This is a genomic window from bacterium (genome assembly GCA_024226335.1).
In the GTDB taxonomy this organism is placed as follows: domain Bacteria; phylum Myxococcota_A; class UBA9160; order SZUA-336; family SZUA-336; genus JAAELY01.
Genome location: JAAELY010000105.1, coordinates 1 through 17,140, shown reverse-complemented (window position 1 = coordinate 17,140; position 17,140 = coordinate 1). Strand labels below are relative to the sequence as shown.

Below are 17,140 nucleotides of genomic sequence, written 5' to 3'. Positions count from 1 at the left end.
GTGAAAAACGGGTCTTGACGGCGCTGGACTATCTGGCGATCGCGGCGTACGCCGGTGTGGTGCTGCTCATCGGTCTGCGCTCCGCACGCGGGCACGACAGTGCCGACGATCTGCAACTGGGCAAGCGCAGCTTGCCTACCTGGGCCGTGCTGCTATCGCTGGTTGCGACCGAGCTATCGGCAGCGACCTTCATCGGAGTTCCACACGCTTCGTATACCGGTGACTGGTCCTATATTCAGCTCGCATTCGGCGCGTTGTGCGGAAAGCTCCTGCTCGCGTGGCGGGTCATTCCGTTGTACCACCGAATGGGCGTGATCACGGTGTACGGCTATCTGGAGCAGCGCTTCGGCCCGACGGCCCGTCGTGTGGCCGCGTTGTGCTTCGTTGCAGGGCGAGTACTCGCATCGGGCGTGCGTCTCTTCATCGCGGCGCTCGCGTTTTCCTCGGTGACGGGCTGGAGCGTCGAAACAGCAATCGTGGCAGCCGGGCTGATCGCGGGTGTGTACACGCGAGCGGGAGGAATCCGCGCGGTCATCTGGACCGATACCTTCCAGGCGGCCGTTTTTCTGATATCGGCTCTCAGTGTAGTCGCGGTGCTCGCGGCCCAGATGCCCGGCGGAATTTCAGGCATTCTGGATTGGGCGGAACAGGCCGAACGCTCGCGCGTATTCCACTTCGATCCGCTTTTCTCTCTTTCCCAGTCGCGGCCCTTCCTGGTCGGTGTGATCGGAGGCTTCTTCCTGACCCTGGCTACGCACGCGACCGACCACGATATGGTGCAACGCCTGCTCAGCACGCGAAACGGACGGTCGGGAGCCCAGGCGCTCGCATGGTCTGCACTCATCAATTTTCCGATGTCGCTGCTCTTCCTGTTCATCGGAACTTCGCTCGCCCTGTTCTACTCCCAGGCTCCGGGCTACGAGATTGCGGATGCGCGCCAGATCGTGCCGATTTTCGCCCTGCACGAGTTGCCGACCGGACTGCGGGGTCTCTTGTTCGCAGGCCTGTTCGCAGCGGCCATGTCGAGCCTGGACTCCGCTGTTTGTGCAATCGCCACGACCTGGGTGGTCGATGTCGATCGCCGCGCGGCCAGCGAATCAGAACTCGCGCGGAGGACCCGCGCCGCATCGGTCGGCTTCTGCCTGATGCTCACGGTGGCGGCGGTCGGCATGGCGGCCTACCAACGGGCGATCAGCGGAGCGGAGGGAGGGCTGAACCTGGTGGAGTTTGCGCTTTCGGCCATGACGATTCTATACGGCGGTCTGCTCGGGGTCTTTGGCCTGGGATTCGTATGGCGTCAGCGGGGCAACGACGCCAGCGCCGTCGCCGGCCTGGCGGCGGGTAGCTTCGTGGGGTTGTGCCTGTTCTTGCACCCGATCGTTCTGGGCAAGGTCTGGCTCGCGTGGACGTTCTGGGTTCCACTGGGGGCCGCTACGGCGTTTGGCGTCGCAGCACTGGCTCGTGCCAGGCGACCGGCGTTGTGATGAAGCAGGCGAGTTAGCGGCTGTCCGGGAACGGAAGGTCGGGAAACTCCGCCTTTACAGCCTCTGCCAGGGCCAGCTCTTCGCGTGAAAGCGCGACCTGCTGCACGCGTTGCGCCAGTGCAGGATTCTCGCGAAACGCACCTAGCGCCCGGATCGCTTCTCGGGCGGAGGGCCCCGGTGCTTCGCGAATCAGGTCCATCAGGAAATCGATCGCTTCGTCATCGCGCAGATTCGCGATCGAGGTCATGATGGTTTGACGCAACTCGGAATCTCGGGCCCCACGGAGCAGGTGCTGGAGAATCTCGAGAGCGGCCGGGACTCGCTCGCTGCCCAGGGCCAGCGCAACGGATTCGGCCAGATAGGTCGACGGGTCTTTCAGGAAGCGGCGAGCGAAAGCTAGCGCAGAATCCCCCCCGAGCTTCAACAACGCGACCAGCGCATCACTAACAATCTCGGCGTCCGAGTCACCGAGTTTCAACTTCAGGCGCAATACCGGCCCCGCGCTTTGGTGCCCTCGGTAGGCGAGCGCGCGAACCGCTGCCCGACGCGCCGATGCCTCCGGATCGACCAGTAGCTCTGCCAGCTCCTCGAGCGCATCCGAATAGCCGATCCGAACCAGGCCGTGTGCGCAGATCCCCCGCAGATCCGCCGCCACATCGCCGGGCCCCTCGATCTGAACGTGGCGGATGCCGCTGAGAAACACCCCGGGATCGCGCGGACCGATAAGGTACAGGGCATTGGCGATCTCCCGTTTGCCGATGCAGCCCGGGTCACGCTTCGAGGGGTTCACCATCAAACGGCCGAAGGCCTCGACGAGCGCCGGGACCAGCGCGACGCTCTCGACCTCCCCCGCTATGCGGGCCGCGTGTGCAACGATGGCAGAACTCCGGTGCTCCAGCGCGCGAGTGAGTTCCGCTCGGGCCTGCTCGCTTTGAGGTGCCTCGCGCATTGCACTCAGCGAGGCGAGCATCTTCTCCAGTTGCTGAGATCGTGTCACGCTCTGGATGATACCGGGACCCGGCAGAAACCGCGCCCGCCTCACTCAGACCGCGAAGAGTGATGTCCTGGACTGCGCCAATATTTCCCGCTCGGCGTAACACTGGACGACGCTGACTGCCACTTTTCGTCATGGTTCTCATCCAGTTTTGGATGCACTCGGTCTGCCCATAGTAGGCGTTGGCTATACTAATCCTGCAGTAGCCAGATGAAGTCGCCTTGTTGGACTTCTCTCCTCAGATGAGGAACACGCACCGGTTCGGTGTACTCTCCCGAGAGCATCCGGTGTCGCCAATTGGGCCTGCTTCGGAGTGATTGCCCGAGCACCTGCTCTCGTGCGTCAGCGAGATCCTCACCAACTGATTCGAACCCTTCAGTCTGCCTCAGCCAAGGTCAGGTCCGGGTATCTCGCCCGCACCATCTGTCGCAGGCCGTCGCGCCAATCGACACTCGTCGGTCCGAGAAGCTCGTGCATACGCGTCGGATCGATAGTGACACTCCCGATCGTGCGGTCGCTGGAGGCGTATTCCGGCGTGTGTCCGGTCAGGCGGCCCAGGTAGTCGCACCAGTCTTCGATGCTTAGCGATTCGCTGCCGCCCCAGTTCACGATCGTCGCGGGAACGCTCGCCGCCTCGAGCAGTCTGGGAATATGCGCCAGGATGTCGGCCTCGTGAATGGGGTTGAACAAATTTGGCGCATCCGGATGCACGACGATCTTGTGGCCTCCCACGATGAACGCCAGATGAATCGCCGGCCAGCCTCCATTGTCGCCGTAGGGGACACACAGCCGTGCGATCGTGGTCGGCAGATTGAACTCGCGCGCACCGAAACGCGCAACGGCTTCCCCCGCGATCTTGCACAGGCTGTAGGTCGGCATGATCACTCGGTGGTTGTCGCCGAGTGGATCCGTCTCGAGTAGGGGTTTGCGACCGGCAGGCTGGTACACCGCTGTGGACGAACAGTGCAGGAAGGCCTTCGCGTTGCGACAGCTCGACATGAGCCGGCCGACACCTTCGGCATTCGCCGACAGATCGTAGTCGAAGTCACCGTCTCCTCCCTTGACGACGGCGAAGTGCAATACGAAATCCAGGTCGTCGGGAACGGAGTCGAGCGGATCCACGGCGAGGTCTGCAGCAATGCACTTCACGCCAAGAGCTTCGACCCGTTCGAGATCCCGCGGGTTGCTAAAGCGCGCCAGACCCCAGACATCGTTGTGCAGGGCCAGCTCCCGCGCGATGGGCAATGCCACCTGGCTGGTGGGACCGGTGATCAAGATCTTCTGGTCCTGCATCACGGCCCAGGAGAGAGTTCAAGGTAAACCGACATGAACGAACCCTCGCGCGCGATCTCGACTCCACTGGAATTCAGGCCCACGAAATCAACGAGTGGAATCGCCGCCAACACACCCGCTACTTCCGGCAAGAGCGGCGGCAGCAGAGTACTCAGAGTCGTCTGCACCTGTGCCTCGCTCGCACCTAGCGGATTGTCGAGCAAAGCGATTCGAATATCACCGCTGGCGGGTGGATTCAGAGTCGGCACGAGCGCACCATTGGGATCGAAAATGAACTCGAGCCCCGATGAAAAGCTCACCGAAGCTGACATATAGAGAACATCTGGCGGTGCGAGCGGTACGACTTCGAAAATCAAGTTGTCGAGTGCCAGCTCGGCGATCTCTCCCGCGGGACCGAGATCCCCGGTAAGGATGGGCGCGAGTTCGGGTCGTACTCGGATTTGCATGATGGTCGCCGGATCGACCTGTGCGAACTCCGGAATCAAGAAGGCCAATAGAGCGGCGGTGATCTGCATTGGCACGCCCAGATTGATTTCAGTTATCGAAGCGGCGAGCAGCCCCCTTTCAGTCTCTGCCTTCAGAAGTTGGTTGAACGCCGACGTCGACAAGCAAAGACCCACGTCGTAACCAAACCCCCCGGGTGTCAGGGGGCCAAACACCGGAAAGGACTCGCTCACGTGATAAGAAGCCAGCAGATCGGGTGCATTGGGATCCGGCAGAGATGCCGTCACACGGGCGTCATTGTCCAGCGTGATTCCGTCCACATCTTCGAAGATGTCGTAGATCGGTGTGTCTAGATTCACACCGATGGCCTCGCCAATCGGACCGGCTAGCTGTATGCCAGCCAATGCGACTTCGATCGCTTCTGCGATCGGCGCATCGAGCGGTCCGCTGCCGTCGGGATCGTTCAGGAAATCCTCGAAGCCCTGCACGACCTGGGACTCGATGTTGCCGACGATCAGGCCCACGAGCAGATCGATCAGGAAAAATCCGCAATCGTAACTATCATCGAAACTACCCAGGCTCACAGAAACCGGTCCGTCTGCGTTGACGTCGATCGTGTTCGGATCGGTCGCATCGGGTATCAGATCGTAATCACTGATGATCGTGGTCGTCGCCGCGCTCAATTGCACAGAGCAGCCAGCTCCGACCACATCCGCGTTCAGAACCAGATTGTCGACGACGACGTCGCCAGCGACGAAATCGGCCATCGAATCAATATCAATTCCGAACGACCCAATACTGGTCGACGTCGCAACGACATCGACCCACATCGTGCATATACCAAACAAGCTCAACGCGCAGTAGTCTTCGATCAACACAGTGCCAGGCGGGATCAAGGTGTTCGCATCTAGTGGCACCATCGTGGTCAGCACCGGCTCCAGTTGGTCGAAGCCCGGGTCGGTGATCCGAAGCCCGATACCCATGGGAGAAAAGTCGCCATCGAGAATCGAGTCACCCAGGACCGCAGTCTGGTAATCCTGCGAAGTGAAACCAGTTGACGGAATGCTCAATAACGCTCGCAGCGGCTGAAAAATCCGGTTCGGGTCGAGCGGGACGGTCGCCGAGAATGTGAGGTCCGGCTGGATCGGCGCAGCAACCCCGTTGATCGTAACCGTGGCACCGGAAGCCGCTGCATTCGTCACGACTCCAGAAACGAGAAGCGAGACAAGAGTCGTGAACGCACCCTGCAGTGGATCCGTGATGTTGATTGCAGGAGGAATCGATCCTTCACAAGATTGCTCGATCGCAACTGGAACCTGCGCGATGATTTCCTGCAGGCGCGTCACGTCTGCACCGTTACAGACGAAGTCGCCATTGACGCCACATTTCTCGAAACCGGCCGCAGTCAATTCCGCACCTGCAAGGCCCTGGGCCAGACGCACGTAGTCGATCAGATCGACGGTTCCGTCATTGCTTCCGTCCCCGCATTCGCAGCGATCTCCGCGACCGTTCGGTGACAGGCTGAGCAGTCCGCCGTTGTCTGCCTGGTCGGGATTGAAGGTCGCCGAGCAATTGTCGCTCAGGTCGGGGATGCCATCGCGATCGAAATCCTGCGCCGAGCAGAGTCGGGGGAGACCCGAAGCGAATACCAGAAGCAACGCCAGTGAGAGCCAACTCGGCCAGGATCGCACTCTTCTCCCTCCTAACTCGGTTCTCGCAATCCTACACCAGTGCGCCGACAGGATGACAGTCTGTTATCCTTGTTTCCGATATGAAAACTGTGGAAACACCCGAGCCGTCTACGAAAATCGCTGGGCCGTCGGAAAAGTCCGCCGGTGTCAGTATCGTTATTCCGGCGTATAACGAAGCGGCTGGCGTCGGCATCACCCTCCCCGAACTAACCCAGTTCATGGACGGGCTGGAGTCGGAAATTCCCTGGGAGATCGTAGTCGTTGACGACGGGTCTTCTGATGGCACTGCGGAGGCGATCAAGCCGTTTGTCGGACCTCGGCTTCGCCTGATCTCGCACGACGAGAACCGCGGCTATGGAGCAGCGCTGAAGACGGGCATCCACAGTGCGATCTATCCGTGGATTCTGATTACAGATGCGGACGGGACCTATCCGTGTCGTCACATCCCGGAATTGCTCGAACAACGTGCGGACTTCGAGATGGTGATCGGCGCGCGCATCGGTCAAGACGCGCACATCCCACTGATCCGCAAGCCGGCCAAGTGGACGCTGCAGGTGCTGGCTTCGTATCTGAGCCGTCAGAAGATCGTCGATCTGAACTCGGGGATGCGGACTTTCCCTCGGGAACTGGCGGAACGCTTCGCGAACCTGATGCCCGACGGATTCTCCTTCACAAGCACCATCACATTGGCACTGCTCTCGGCGGGCTACCGTCTCAAGTACATTCCCATCGAGTATCGCGTGCGCGAAGGCCGCTCCAAGATCCGTCCAATTCCCGATACATTGAATTTCCTGCGTCTGATCGTTCGCACGATCATGTTTTTCGATCCCATGCGGGTACTGTTGCCGGTATCGCTGGGGTTCATGCTGTCTTCGCTAGGCGTTGCCGTCGGAAGTATTGTATTTACGGATCATTTCATGGACGTGACGACTGTGCTTCTGTTCGTGACGGGCGTACAACTTCTGGCGCTGGGAATGATCGCCGACGTGATCAATCGCCGCCTCCCCTAGCGTCCTGTAATGTTCAGGTTGAGAGCCACGCCTCGGCTTCGGTTCGGGAAGTCGTGATGCGTACCTGTGGATGCGCGGAGTGCTCGTAGGCCAACTCCTCGAAACGCTCTCCATAGCGAGCAGGGTTCTCGATTACGATTGCAACGCGGACCTGGTAGTTGATGAACTTCTGCATGGCCGCTCCGGCGAGTCCCGTACGCAGATCGAAAAAGTCCGCAGATACGTCCTTCTCGATCAGCAATAGACCCGTCCCTCCGAAGCAATGCCCGATCGCATCCATCAGATCCGACTCCGAATCGATCCGCAGATCGACTTCAGATGCGATAACGAAGGTCGAGTCTCCTGACATGAATGCAAGTGTAGTAAGGGACGAACCCAAAGGACAGCTTCAGTTTTTTGCCTCTACACGGCGGCGCAAGCGAAATACATAGAACACGTAGTTGAACTGCTGCGAATAGCGCTCGAAGAGATCGATCTCCTCTGCGGATTCTCGCAACTGCTTCAGCGCCTCATCATCTCCGGCGTACTTGTCGAAGAGCGCTGGAAGTCGCGCGCGGATCGGATCGTAGTAATCGTTCCACCATGCGGACTCCGGAAGGCTGAATGAGTTGAGGCATTCATAGCCGGCCCGTTCGGCGGTTGCGATATTGGTCTCGACCTGGGTCATGGCCGGATAGGCTGCGCCCCAGAACTCGGCGGCAGCAACGGGACGCTCATCGCTCAACCAGCAGAGTTCCGTGACGGCCAGATACCCGCCGGGTACCAGATGACGCTTCCAGGACTCCAGACCGCGAGAGAAACCCATTTGATAGATTGCACCTTCGCTCCAGATGAGATCGAAGACGCGCTCGGGAAAATCGAGCGCGCTCATACTCATGAGATGTGCAGAAACCCGATCGGCGTAGCCCGCAGTCCGGACCCGTTGCTCGAGTTGTTCCAGAAAGGTGGGCATCAGATCGATCGCGTCGATCGCCGCTTCGGTCTCCCTGGCCAGAACCAGCGTCTGACGCCCCGGACCGCAGCCCACGTCCAGGATCCGTGCGTCGGAATCAAGTGGGGGAATGCACTCCAGCGCACGACGTGTTTCGACATCCGAACCCGGGCCCTGCTGCAGCAGGCCCTGATGCAGTTCCATCAATACTTCCAGATTCACGGCTCGTGCACCTCGCTCGAGGTCGTGAAGAATAGTGGCATCAGGGCCGCCGCGAGAGGGAACGGGGTATTTCGGCGCGACCGTTCGTGAGTTCCGAGTAGAACCAGTCCTGGAAACCGTGGGCCATGAGCCACTCGATTCGATCCCCTCGCCAGACGATCTTCTCTGCTTCGTAAGGAGACGAACCCGAGCCAAACTTCTCTATGGCCGTTCGCTTCACGTACTCGAGGTCCTCCCTCACGCAGGACTGTGCCCGCATGTGTCGATTCCACTTCATGAGTTTCGGATGCGCAATCTCATCGAAGTGCACGCCAAGTGGTTTCAGGGACGAGAGGTGCGGGAACAGGGAGAAATCGCCGATCGAAAGCCGATCGCAGAAGAAACCAGATTCTCCGATCGTGCCCTCCAGATCGTTGATGATCTCTCGCAACTCCCGGCGGCCCTCCTCGAGCAGACCCTCGGGGGGCGGATCCGAGCGATGGTGAGTCGGCCATACCCAGATGGAAATATCGTGAACGATTGCATCGAGCACTGTATCGGCGAGGCGCTGGCAGCGACGCGCCTTGGCGCGGAGTTCCGGGGTGATGGGAAGAACCGTCGGTTCGGGGAATCGATCCTCGAGGTAGGCGACGATATCGGCCGAATCGGCCACCGCGACCGGTCCATCGACCAGAACGGGCACCTCCGCTCGCGGGTTGATGCTCGCGAGACGTTCGTGCTCGCTCAGAGCCAGGGCGTCGATCGATCGATACTCCAGTCCCTTGAACCGAAGCACCATGCGGACTTTTCGGGCAAAGGGGCTGAACGGATTGTCGTATAGAGTGAGCACGAAACACCCTCGGGCAGTTTGAGATGCTCGTCATCCAGTTGGAGAATGGGCCGATTGTGCGTTGCGTCCACCGGGCGAACGATCCAGAGACTGGGCTAGAATAGCACCCGGCCTGAAACGGCGAGCCCGGACGAAGAGACGCCACCAGTCCGTGAAAGAAAATGATTTCCAGTAGGAGAAAAGATGTCGAACCAATCCGTATCCAGTTTGAAGCCACTAGCTCCTGGTCTCATTCTTGCGCTGCTGGCGATTTCGTTCGGCTTTCTTCTCGGGAGTTCCTTTGGCGCGATTGAGAGCTCCATCAAAGATCACCTGCGCTCATCGGCGGATGCCGTTTTCGAAACGGTCTACAACAGCGATGCGGAAAAGCGGGATGCGGTCGTCAGCAAGTCATGGCGCTACTTGAAAAGAGCGCATCTTCACGGGGGTGCCATCGGTGCGGTAGCTCTGGCATCAATCCTCCTCCTCGGCCTCATCGGAGACCCGGGCCTGATCGAGCGAATCACTGCGGCGTCTTTTGGTGGAGGTGCTCTTCTGTACTCCATCTTCTGGCTCGTGGCCGGACTCAGCGCTCCATCCCTCGGCAGTACTCACGCCGCAAAGGAGGCCCTGGAATTCATCGCGATCCCCGGAGCGAGCCTTTGCCTTCTGGGTCTCGGGGGAACGTTGCTGACGGTATTTCTGCGGCTCGTGATGGCTCCGGCCGATTCAGACTAGAGAGGGTCGCTTTTGGCCAGGCATCAGATGCGCTCGAAACACAGCCCACCGTTTCCTCTGCTCGAAGATCCGATCGAGCTGGCCAGGCACCACGGTTGGCGGGGAGAGGTCTACCGCGACCTGCTCGCGATCGAACAGGGCGAGATGACTCCGCAGGAGTTTGATGCCCGCTATCTTTTCGAACGGGCAATCCTGGTACTCGATCTGACCGGCTTCACCGAAACGACGATCAAGGGGGGCCCTATTGCGAGTTTCCTGCAGATTCTCGACGCCCACAAGACGTGCATCCCGGTCCTGCGCGAGCTGCAGGCCTCGTACATCCGAACCTTTGCGGACGATATCGTCGCGCTGTTTTCGGAACCCGGCACAGCGCTCGACGCGGCGCTCGAGATTCACGTACGCTCGCAGGTCCGAAGAGAACTGGAAATCGATACTCCCGATCACGCGAGGTGCTGCATCGGCATCGGTTTCGGAAATGTGTACGAGATTGGCCCGAACCGAGCGATGGGTGACGAGATGAATCGCGCGAGCAAACTCGGCGAGGACACCGCGCGCGGTGGAGAGACGCTGGTGACCGAAGCCGTTCGCAAGCACCTGCACAGCAGAACGGACGTGCGCTTCGAGGAACAGAAGAACGATTCTCTGATCTTTCCCTTCTACAGCGTCGAGCGCGACTAGTACTGAGTCAATTCGACAATGACACCGTCGGGGGCGGCGATATACGCGTAGGTGAGCCCGGATGCTTCTCGTACCGGTTGGCTCAGAGTCGGTCGACAGCATACTGCCTTGGAGTGACCGCCCGCATCGAGATACGGATGCGGTCCTCTTGCTCGATTCCACCTGCTTCCGCTTCACGACTGGGTGCGTGTCGAGTGGAACAAGAGCACCTTTCCGTTGGGATCGACGAAGGGGCCGTGACTTCGCCCGCGGTCATCGTTGCGCAACGGTTCGAACTCGGTATCGGACACACCGATCCGACAGATCTGGTGACGCCCATCGACATCGCGGAAAAGGAAGAGCGTGCGGCCATCTGTCGAAAACCAGGGCCGATAGACAAAGCCTGTATTCGGCAACGGTTGCGGATCCGCAGTGCCATCGCTCGGGACTGACCACAGGCCAAGACGATCTTCGCGATTGGATACAAACACGATCGTCGAACCATCCGGGCTGAAGCAAGGCCTCTGATCCAGGTACGGACCTTCGGTGAATTGAACACTCTGCCCACCCGAGGCATCGATCACGAACAGATCTCCGTCCACTGGCAGTCCCAACGGGGTGATGTCTTCGACGCTCTGTTTTGCGCCAGGCGATTTCCGGTCAGACGAAAAAGCAACTCGCGAACCGTCCCAGGAAAACACCGGGTGGCGCGCACCCGAATCGGATGACGTCATGGGAAATCCTTCTGTCGATCCAGACGTATTGGCACACCAGATTCGAGGAAGGCCAGACGCCGCGCCTCCATAGACGACGCGCGATCCATCGGGTGGATACACGACTGATAGAAGAGACCATTCCCAGGCGAGATCTGCTGGACCTGGCCGCCGGGATGCGACACGTAGACATCGGCTTCGAGATTCAGCATCTCAGACCTCTCCGCTCAACGAGTAGAGTGCAGCCTTCTCTGTGTGTATGGATGCGGTATTGAAGAGTGGTGCTTCCACGTGGGCCAGTTGGAGAAGAAGCTCGATGGTCTTTAGGGCTGTCTCCCACCCATTGCCGTCATCCGGATTCTCGAGGCCGTCCTTGCGGCTTTCGTGCGACCAATGCCTGATTCACGAACAGCCAGTCGAATACCCGCAGTTTGCGCAGAACGTCATCAATACGCAGTGCGGCTTCAGCTGGGATGGGGATCTTGAGATAGGGCAGGAAGCCGACGGGCGCGCACATGAAACGTTCGAACCTCACGAACTCCAGGCCTGCGCCGCGCACGAGTTCGAGTAAGACGCTGCGATCGATGTCGGACTCGTGCGAATCGTCGCTCAGTAACCCAATACGCTCAGCGATCCGATCCCATTGAGGATTGGGACAGGTCGCCACGAAGAGACCTCCGGGGCGGAGCATTCGCGCAGCCTCGCGCACGGCATCCAGCGGCCGGGGCAGGTGTTCCAGCACCGCCAGGGCGATCACCGCATCGAAGCCCCCGGCTTCGAGCGTCTCGGGAAGTCGCATCGCATCTCCCTGCAGGAGCTCAATTGATTCCGGCAGTTCGGTCGATGCGACAGCCAACAGGTCTTCAGAATACTCGACACCTACGAGATGGGATTCGATGAGTTGGGAATGAAGCTCCGTCAGTGTGCGCCCCTCCGCGCATCCGAGTTCGAGCACGTGTCCATCGCGCCGTGCAGCGGGCAGGAAGCGCTCGATGGCCCGCGCAGCAACACGCGCGCGCACACGGTACCGGAATTCAATGTGGGGCTTTCGAACTCGGTCGGCGGCGTAGCTGGCGTCCAGGACCCCGCCGGACATCAGTTCAGCCTTCCGATCAGCTGAGTTCTCAAACCGCGTTCAGCGGTGGACATCGATTGGTGCATCGGGAACGACGTCTTTGACCTGTTCGGCGATCTTCTCATCGAAGACCTTGTCGTCGGGATTCATCGCTACCACAGACATTCCGGCGCGGAGTTTGCGGCGCAATTCACCCAACCCACGAATGCGCGTGAGTCCTTTCAGTACGAAAGACGGGCGCAGGTAGAAACTCTTGTAACACTTGACGAGCATCTCCCGAAGCTCCGCGCGCGTGAAGTTCTCTTCCCACACGGGCAACTCGAAACCGGATTGTGGATCTTCGGCAAACGCACCCCAGACGTCTTCCTTGATGATGCCGCTCTCCAGTCCCCTCCGATAGATCTCGGTCCCCGGGTAGGGACAGAAGATCGTGAAGTGCGCGTAGTTGGTATGCAGCTGCTTCGCGAGAGCCATCGAGTCCTGGATGTCGGAAGCGGTCTCGGTCTGCTGACCAATGATGAAGTACGCCAGAGTCTCGATTCCGGCATCCTGCGTCCACTTGAAGACGTTCTTCAGCCGCTCGACGTTGCTGTTCTTTCTGATCACTTTCAGCATGCGATCATTGCCCGACTCCACACCGAAGTGAATCCGATCGCAACCGGCATTCGCCATGGCCTTGAGTAACTCCGGGGAAATCGTATTGACGTGCGCGCGTACGTCCCATCTGAAGTCGAGTTTGCGCTTGGCGATCTCGTCGCATAACTCGAACACTCGGTCCTTGCGAACGGTGAAGGTATCGTCGTAGATGAATGCCTCACGGATACCCATCTCGGCGCACATCTCCATTTCGTCGGCGACGTGCTTCGCCGAACGCCAGCGAAATCCAGAAAGAACGGGCGAGAAGGGACGATCGCAGAACGTGCAGCGGAATGGGCAGCCGCGACTGGTAAACATGGTGGTAACCACATCGGAACGTCCCAATAATGATGTGTACTTCGTATAGTCGATCAGGTGACGCGCGGGCATGCCGAGTGTGTCGAGTTCATTCGTCGAAGGCGCGATGCCATTGTTAACGATCTGCCCAGCAGTGTCGGTATACACCAGCCCTTTGACGGAGGGCCAGAGATCCGGCCGGTCGAGTTTGTCGAGGAGGTCTTTGAAAGCGATCTCGCCTTCACCCTGAACCAGGAAGTCGACCTCGGGACGGCGAATCGTCTCGTTCGGATACAGGTGAACATGCGGTCCACCCAGGACGATCTTCGCCTCCGGATTCACCTGACGCACCAACTTGCAGGTGAGGATCACATCGACCAGCGTGAAGGTCATGGCGGTGATGCCTACGACGTCGAAGCGCTTTGTCCGCAGAATCTCGCGCAATTGCTCGTACGTGTACTCGTACGGCTGCGCGTCGATGATCTCGACCGGGTGCACGGAATGCTTTTCGAGGTATCCCGCCAGCATCAAGACGCCCAGCGGCGGGTTGTACCCGCGGTGCTTCTCGACGATCGCCGGATTCTTGCCGATCAGTTCGTTGAAGCGGGGCGGGCTGATCAAGAGCGTTCGCCTGGGGATCGGGTTCGAAACGGAATCCAGGCCGCGACTATTCTCGTTGAGCTGTGTCGGGGACAATGCCATCACCCGTATCCTGACAGATTCCACAACGTTCGCGTAGGGTTATCAGTGCCCGAAGGGCGTTCCTGACGCGTCTTCGGCGCCAGGCGATGCAACTGGCCGATTCCATGCTCCTATTTGGCGAAGCCGTCTACACTTCAACCGGCAGTTGGGCCGCAAGCATCGCGTAACGGGAGCGCGGTCAACTAGTCTTCCCGCGCGGCGAGCCTCTCGCGCGCATGCGAAATCTGATGGCTCTGATCGGTGGAGGGAATCAAGCTCAGATAGCGCTCGTAGTAAGGCGCAGCCGCGTCCAACCCGCCACCGAGATCGATCAACCAGGCCAGGCCGTACAGAGCCTCCGGATAATCTGGATCGATCTCGACGGCCCGCCTGTAGTGGGTGAGCGCGCGCGTCGGCAGTTTCGCCTCCAGCAAAGCCGTGGCCGTCAGCACGTGTACCAGAGAATTCTCCTGGAGCTCGAGCGCCTGCTCCCAGGCCTCGGCGGCTTCGAGATCCCGGTCGGCTTCCCATAGGCTGCGCCCCAGCTCATAGCGGGCGCGAAAGTGATTCGGCGACTTGGCGACTGCGTCGCGATGAAAGATCAGAGGATCACTCCAGGTCTGGTTGCGCGCATGAGCCGCAAGAGACAATGGAACACAGAGTGCGAGCAATAACGCGGAGCCCGCCGTCTGCAGTGCGCTTGGGAGCTTCGCCAGAGCTAGAGCGATCGCGGCAAAGATCGCGACCATCGGCAGATAGAAGCGATGTTCGTTGACCTGTTCGAGTGGAACCGGTCCAGATTCGATTGCATTGAGCGACAGAAAGGCGAACCAGGAAAATCCGAGCATCGCGTGTCTGCGCACGATCCAGAGGCCCGCGACCGCGAACATCAGCCAGCCGAAAATTGCCAGAAGCGTAGAAGGCGGATCCAACAACCCCGTCGACAGGCTGAACTCGTGTTCCAGATTCAGCCGGGAGGGCGCCGGCCACAGGAATAGCGACAGGTAGAAGAACACGACACGCGCCTGCGTGAGGACTCGCTCGGCGGGGCCGAAGCCCAGTTCGGGTGTCGTGTGCAATCGGAACAGCCCGCGCACCGGTTCGAACCAGATCTCGATGGCGACGCCGAATGCGCCCAGCGCAAGAGCGAGCCCGATCAGCAGAATCGGCGGAAACGAAGCCGGCAATCCACGTGCTCGACACAACTCGTAGAGCACGATCAGCCAGGGCAGGACGAACGCAATCTCCTTGCTACCGGCACCCAGAAGCGCAAATAGCCCGCTGACGATGAACCAGACGGCACGAGCGCTGCGATCGGGAGCGCGCGCGAAAACGTAGCTCGAAAGAGAAAGCAGAGTAAACAGGGTCGCGAGCGAGGTCATGCGTTGCACGGTGTACGTCACGGCCTGTGTGGCCAGTGGATGCAGGAGAAACGCACTCGCACAGATACTTGCCAGTAGAACATCGGGAGTGCGAACGCGTCGTGACTCGCGAGTCTGAGCCAGTAGAAGCGCGATCAACCACGCGAGCGCAAACCCGTTGAGCAGGTGGATCCCGATGTTCACCAGGTGATAGCCACGCGGATCGAGTCCGCCGTACAGATGATTCAGAGCCAGGCTGAGGTTCGCCACGGGACGAGTGACGGGGCGCACTTCGCTCAGCACCCGACTGACGGAGTCTGCGGAAAACTCGCTCATGTGCATGGCATCGGGCACCACGATCACATGCGCATCGTCCAGATAGAAAGGCGCACGTGTAGCGGGTTCGTAGGCCCAGACGGTCAGAACGAGTGCCAGTACGGAGATCGCGACGGAGGCGAACCTCGCGCTCCGCGCTGCGGCCATCAGTTCGCCCCGAACGCGTCCAGACCCGTGAGTTCGCGACCGATGATCAGAGTGTGAATGTCGTGCGTGCCCTCGTAGGTGCGCACGGTCTCCAGGTTCATCATGTGTCGCATGGAGCAGTAGTCATCGACGATGCCATTGGCACCGAGCATGTCGCGCGCCAGTCGTGCGATCTGCAGAGCGATGTCGACGTTGTTCATCTTGGCCATCGACACCATCGAATGGTGGAGCTTGCCCTGGTCTTTGAGGCGACCCAACCGCAAGCACAGCAGTTGCGCCTTGGTGATCTCGGTAGCCATGTAGGTGAGCTTCTGCTGCGGAATCTGCAGCGAGCCGAGCGGTCGGTCAAAGACCTCTCGCTCCTGCGAATATCGGCGCGCTTCGTCGAAGCAGGCCTGCGCGGCCCCTATCACTCCCCAGGAGATTCCGTAGCGCGCCTGATTCAGGCAACCGAGGGGACCTTTGAGACCCTTCACGTTAGGCAGTCGATTTTCCTCGGGGATCTCGACGTCCGACAGGTAGAGCTCGCTGGTCACCGACGCACGCAACGAGAACTTGCCCTTCATGTCGCGCGCTTCGAAGCCGGGTCGATCCTTCTCCACGACGAAGCCCTGGATGTCGTCGTCAGTTTTGGCCCAAACGATCGCCAGATCGGCGATGGAGCCGTTGGTAATCCAGCGCTTGGTGCCATTGAGCACCCAAGTGTCTCCCTTGCGCACTGCGCGGGTCAGCATGCCACCGGGATTCGAACCGTAATCCGGCTCCGTCAGGCCGAAGCAACCGATGAGTTCACCGCTCGCCATGCGCGGTAGCCACTTCTCACGCTGCTCTTCAGTGCCGTACGCGTGGATCGGGTACATGCACAGACCGCCCTGCACAGAAGCGAAGCTGCGAATGCCGGAGTCGCCGCGTTCGAGCTCTTCCATCACGAGCCCGTACGCCACGTTGTTCATCCCGGCGCAGCCGTAACCCTCGATGTTGGCCCCAAAGAGCCCCAGCTCCGCCATCTTCGGGACGAGTTCCATGGGAAAGGAACCGTCTTGACGGACGTGTTGCACCACGACCGGCAGGAATTCCTTCTCGACGAAGTCGCGGACGGTATTGCGGACGATTCGCTCTTCGTCTTCGAGCTCGTCCTCAATCAGATAGAAGTCCAGGGGTTCAAACGGCATGCGGCCTCCAAGTCAGGGGTCCAGGAGTCAGGGTTCCAGTGAAGGACCCGGACAAGCATACCGGTTGGCGCGGGCGCTTACGTGCCCGCGCCAACGGACTTCAATGCTGCGCTAGGAAGCCTGCGCCTGCTCTCGGCTGATCTCGTTCAGCTTGCGCGAGATGGTGTTGAGCTTGCGGTGGAGCTTCTCGATCTCGGTCTTGCTGGCGATTCCGAAGGCGTCGTAGACCTGCGCGCGGGCGCTCTCGACCTGACCTTCGATGTCCTTGCGCAGCTTGTTGGTGCGCTTGTAGAGATCCGTCTTCTTGATGCGGGTCTCGACGCGATTTCGCTGCTTGTTGATCTGGGTCTCGAACTTCTTGCGACCGTCATCGAAGTTCTCGCGCATCTCGGTCAGCTGCTCGTCGAGACTCTTGAGAGCGTCGTTGAAGCGATCAAATCCGTTCGTGCT

Annotated in this window: 17 protein-coding genes and 1 other annotated feature; of the genes, 4 read left to right on the top strand and 13 right to left on the bottom strand. The window is 59.9% G+C overall.

The features are described from left to right. The first annotated feature begins 14 nt into the window (after positions 1-14). Positions 15-1,484 carry a sodium/solute symporter gene (locus GY725_04495; protein ID MCP4003436.1) on the top strand — a complete coding sequence of 490 codons (1,470 nt, stop codon included), beginning with the start codon at positions 15-17 and terminating at the stop codon, positions 1,482-1,484. Between the two features lie 13 nt (positions 1,485-1,497). Here the strand turns inward: GY725_04495 and GY725_04490 are convergent, their stop codons facing one another. The 3 genes from GY725_04490 to GY725_04480 form a co-directional block, all read right to left on the bottom strand. After that, positions 1,498-2,481 carry a hypothetical protein gene (locus GY725_04490; protein MCP4003435.1) on the bottom strand — a complete coding sequence of 328 codons (984 nt, stop codon included), beginning with the start codon at positions 2,479-2,481 and terminating at the stop codon, positions 1,498-1,500. Positions 2,482-2,853: 372 nt separating this feature from the next. After that, entirely contained in the window at positions 2,854-3,771 is a 918-nt protein-coding gene (locus GY725_04485; GenBank protein MCP4003434.1) for an NAD(P)-dependent oxidoreductase, read from the bottom strand. After that, complete coding sequence (locus tag GY725_04480) at positions 3,771-5,906, bottom strand: hypothetical protein (protein ID MCP4003433.1); 2,136 nt, start codon at positions 5,904-5,906, stop codon at positions 3,771-3,773. Before GY725_04480 ends, GY725_04485 begins: the two co-directional genes overlap by 1 nt. An 80-nt stretch (positions 5,907-5,986) precedes the next feature. On the opposite strand from GY725_04480, the gene GY725_04475 reads away from it, so the two are divergent. Beyond that, a complete protein-coding gene (locus GY725_04475) occupies positions 5,987-6,916 on the top strand; it encodes a glycosyltransferase family 2 protein (GenBank protein MCP4003432.1) in 930 nt (309 codons plus the stop codon). A gap of 13 nt (positions 6,917-6,929) precedes the next feature. Here GY725_04475 and GY725_04470 read toward each other — a convergent pair whose 3' ends face one another. The 3 genes from GY725_04470 to GY725_04460 are packed head-to-tail and all read right to left on the bottom strand — an operon-like array spanning position 6,930 to position 8,898. Next, entirely contained in the window at positions 6,930-7,295 is a 366-nt protein-coding gene (locus tag GY725_04470) for a DUF4180 domain-containing protein (GenBank protein ID MCP4003431.1), read from the bottom strand. A gap of 9 nt (positions 7,296-7,304) precedes the next feature. Then, the gene (locus GY725_04465; protein ID MCP4003430.1) at positions 7,305-8,069 is read right to left on the bottom strand and encodes a class I SAM-dependent methyltransferase; all 765 of its coding nucleotides are present in this window, start codon (positions 8,067-8,069) and stop codon (positions 7,305-7,307) included. A 40-nt stretch (positions 8,070-8,109) separates the two neighbouring features. Then, entirely contained in the window at positions 8,110-8,898 is a 789-nt protein-coding gene (locus tag GY725_04460) for a glutathione S-transferase family protein (protein ID MCP4003429.1), read from the bottom strand. A gap of 183 nt (positions 8,899-9,081) precedes the next feature. Between GY725_04460 and GY725_04455 the strand changes: the two genes are divergently transcribed. After that, on the top strand, positions 9,082-9,615 hold the full coding sequence (locus tag GY725_04455) for a hypothetical protein (protein ID MCP4003428.1): 534 nt from the start codon (positions 9,082-9,084) through the stop codon (positions 9,613-9,615). Positions 9,616-9,627: 12 nt separating this feature from the next. Beyond that, a complete protein-coding gene (locus GY725_04450; protein MCP4003427.1) occupies positions 9,628-10,293 on the top strand; it encodes a hypothetical protein in 666 nt (221 codons plus the stop codon). A 173-nt stretch (positions 10,294-10,466) separates the two neighbouring features. Here GY725_04450 and GY725_04445 read toward each other — a convergent pair whose 3' ends face one another. From GY725_04445 to GY725_04415, 7 genes are all read right to left on the bottom strand, one after another. Continuing rightward, positions 10,467-11,006 carry a hypothetical protein gene (locus GY725_04445; protein MCP4003426.1) on the bottom strand — a complete coding sequence of 180 codons (540 nt, stop codon included), beginning with the start codon at positions 11,004-11,006 and terminating at the stop codon, positions 10,467-10,469. After that, complete coding sequence (locus tag GY725_04440) at positions 11,003-11,197, bottom strand: hypothetical protein (GenBank protein MCP4003425.1); 195 nt, start codon at positions 11,195-11,197, stop codon at positions 11,003-11,005. The genes GY725_04445 and GY725_04440 overlap by 4 nt, the downstream gene beginning before the upstream one ends. A 137-nt stretch (positions 11,198-11,334) precedes the next feature. Next, entirely contained in the window at positions 11,335-12,081 is a 747-nt protein-coding gene (locus tag GY725_04435; protein ID MCP4003424.1) for a class I SAM-dependent methyltransferase, read from the bottom strand. Between the two features lie 39 nt (positions 12,082-12,120). After that, the gene (locus GY725_04430; protein ID MCP4003423.1) at positions 12,121-13,695 is read right to left on the bottom strand and encodes a radical SAM protein; all 1,575 of its coding nucleotides are present in this window, start codon (positions 13,693-13,695) and stop codon (positions 12,121-12,123) included. A 182-nt stretch (positions 13,696-13,877) separates the two neighbouring features. Next, complete coding sequence (locus tag GY725_04425; protein MCP4003422.1) at positions 13,878-15,518, bottom strand: tetratricopeptide repeat protein; 1,641 nt, start codon at positions 15,516-15,518, stop codon at positions 13,878-13,880. Beyond that, entirely contained in the window at positions 15,518-16,690 is a 1,173-nt protein-coding gene (locus GY725_04420; GenBank protein ID MCP4003421.1) for an acyl-CoA dehydrogenase, read from the bottom strand. The genes GY725_04425 and GY725_04420 overlap by 1 nt, the downstream gene beginning before the upstream one ends. Beyond that, positions 16,163-16,212: a sequence feature (possible 23S ribosomal RNA but 16S or 23S rRNA prediction is too short), on the top strand. (Overlaps the previous gene by 50 nt.) A gap of 111 nt (positions 16,691-16,801) precedes the next feature. Further along, a partial coding sequence (locus GY725_04415) for a hypothetical protein (protein ID MCP4003420.1) occupies positions 16,802-17,140 on the bottom strand: 339 nt, incomplete at its 5' end.

Bases quoted from the DNA above. Each gene is read 5' to 3' on its own strand.
- GY725_04430 (MCP4003423.1), bottom strand. From the start codon at position 13,695: ATGGCATTGTCCCCGACACAGCTCAACGAGAATAGTCGCGGCCTGGAT.
- GY725_04445 (MCP4003426.1), bottom strand. From the start codon at position 11,006: ATGACGTCATCCGATTCGGGTGCGCGCCACCCGGTGTTTTCCTGGGAC.
- GY725_04455 (MCP4003428.1), top strand. From the start codon at position 9,082: ATGTCGAACCAATCCGTATCCAGTTTGAAGCCACTAGCTCCTGGTCTC.
- GY725_04425 (MCP4003422.1), bottom strand. From the start codon at position 15,518: ATGGCCGCAGCGCGGAGCGCGAGGTTCGCCTCCGTCGCGATCTCCGTA.
- GY725_04475 (MCP4003432.1), top strand. From the start codon at position 5,987: ATGAAAACTGTGGAAACACCCGAGCCGTCTACGAAAATCGCTGGGCCG.
- GY725_04485 (MCP4003434.1), bottom strand. From the start codon at position 3,771: ATGCAGGACCAGAAGATCTTGATCACCGGTCCCACCAGCCAGGTGGCA.
- GY725_04440 (MCP4003425.1), bottom strand. From the start codon at position 11,197: ATGCTGAATCTCGAAGCCGATGTCTACGTGTCGCATCCCGGCGGCCAG.
- GY725_04420 (MCP4003421.1), bottom strand. From the start codon at position 16,690: ATGCCGTTTGAACCCCTGGACTTCTATCTGATTGAGGACGAGCTCGAA.
- GY725_04435 (MCP4003424.1), bottom strand. From the start codon at position 12,081: ATGTCCGGCGGGGTCCTGGACGCCAGCTACGCCGCCGACCGAGTTCGA.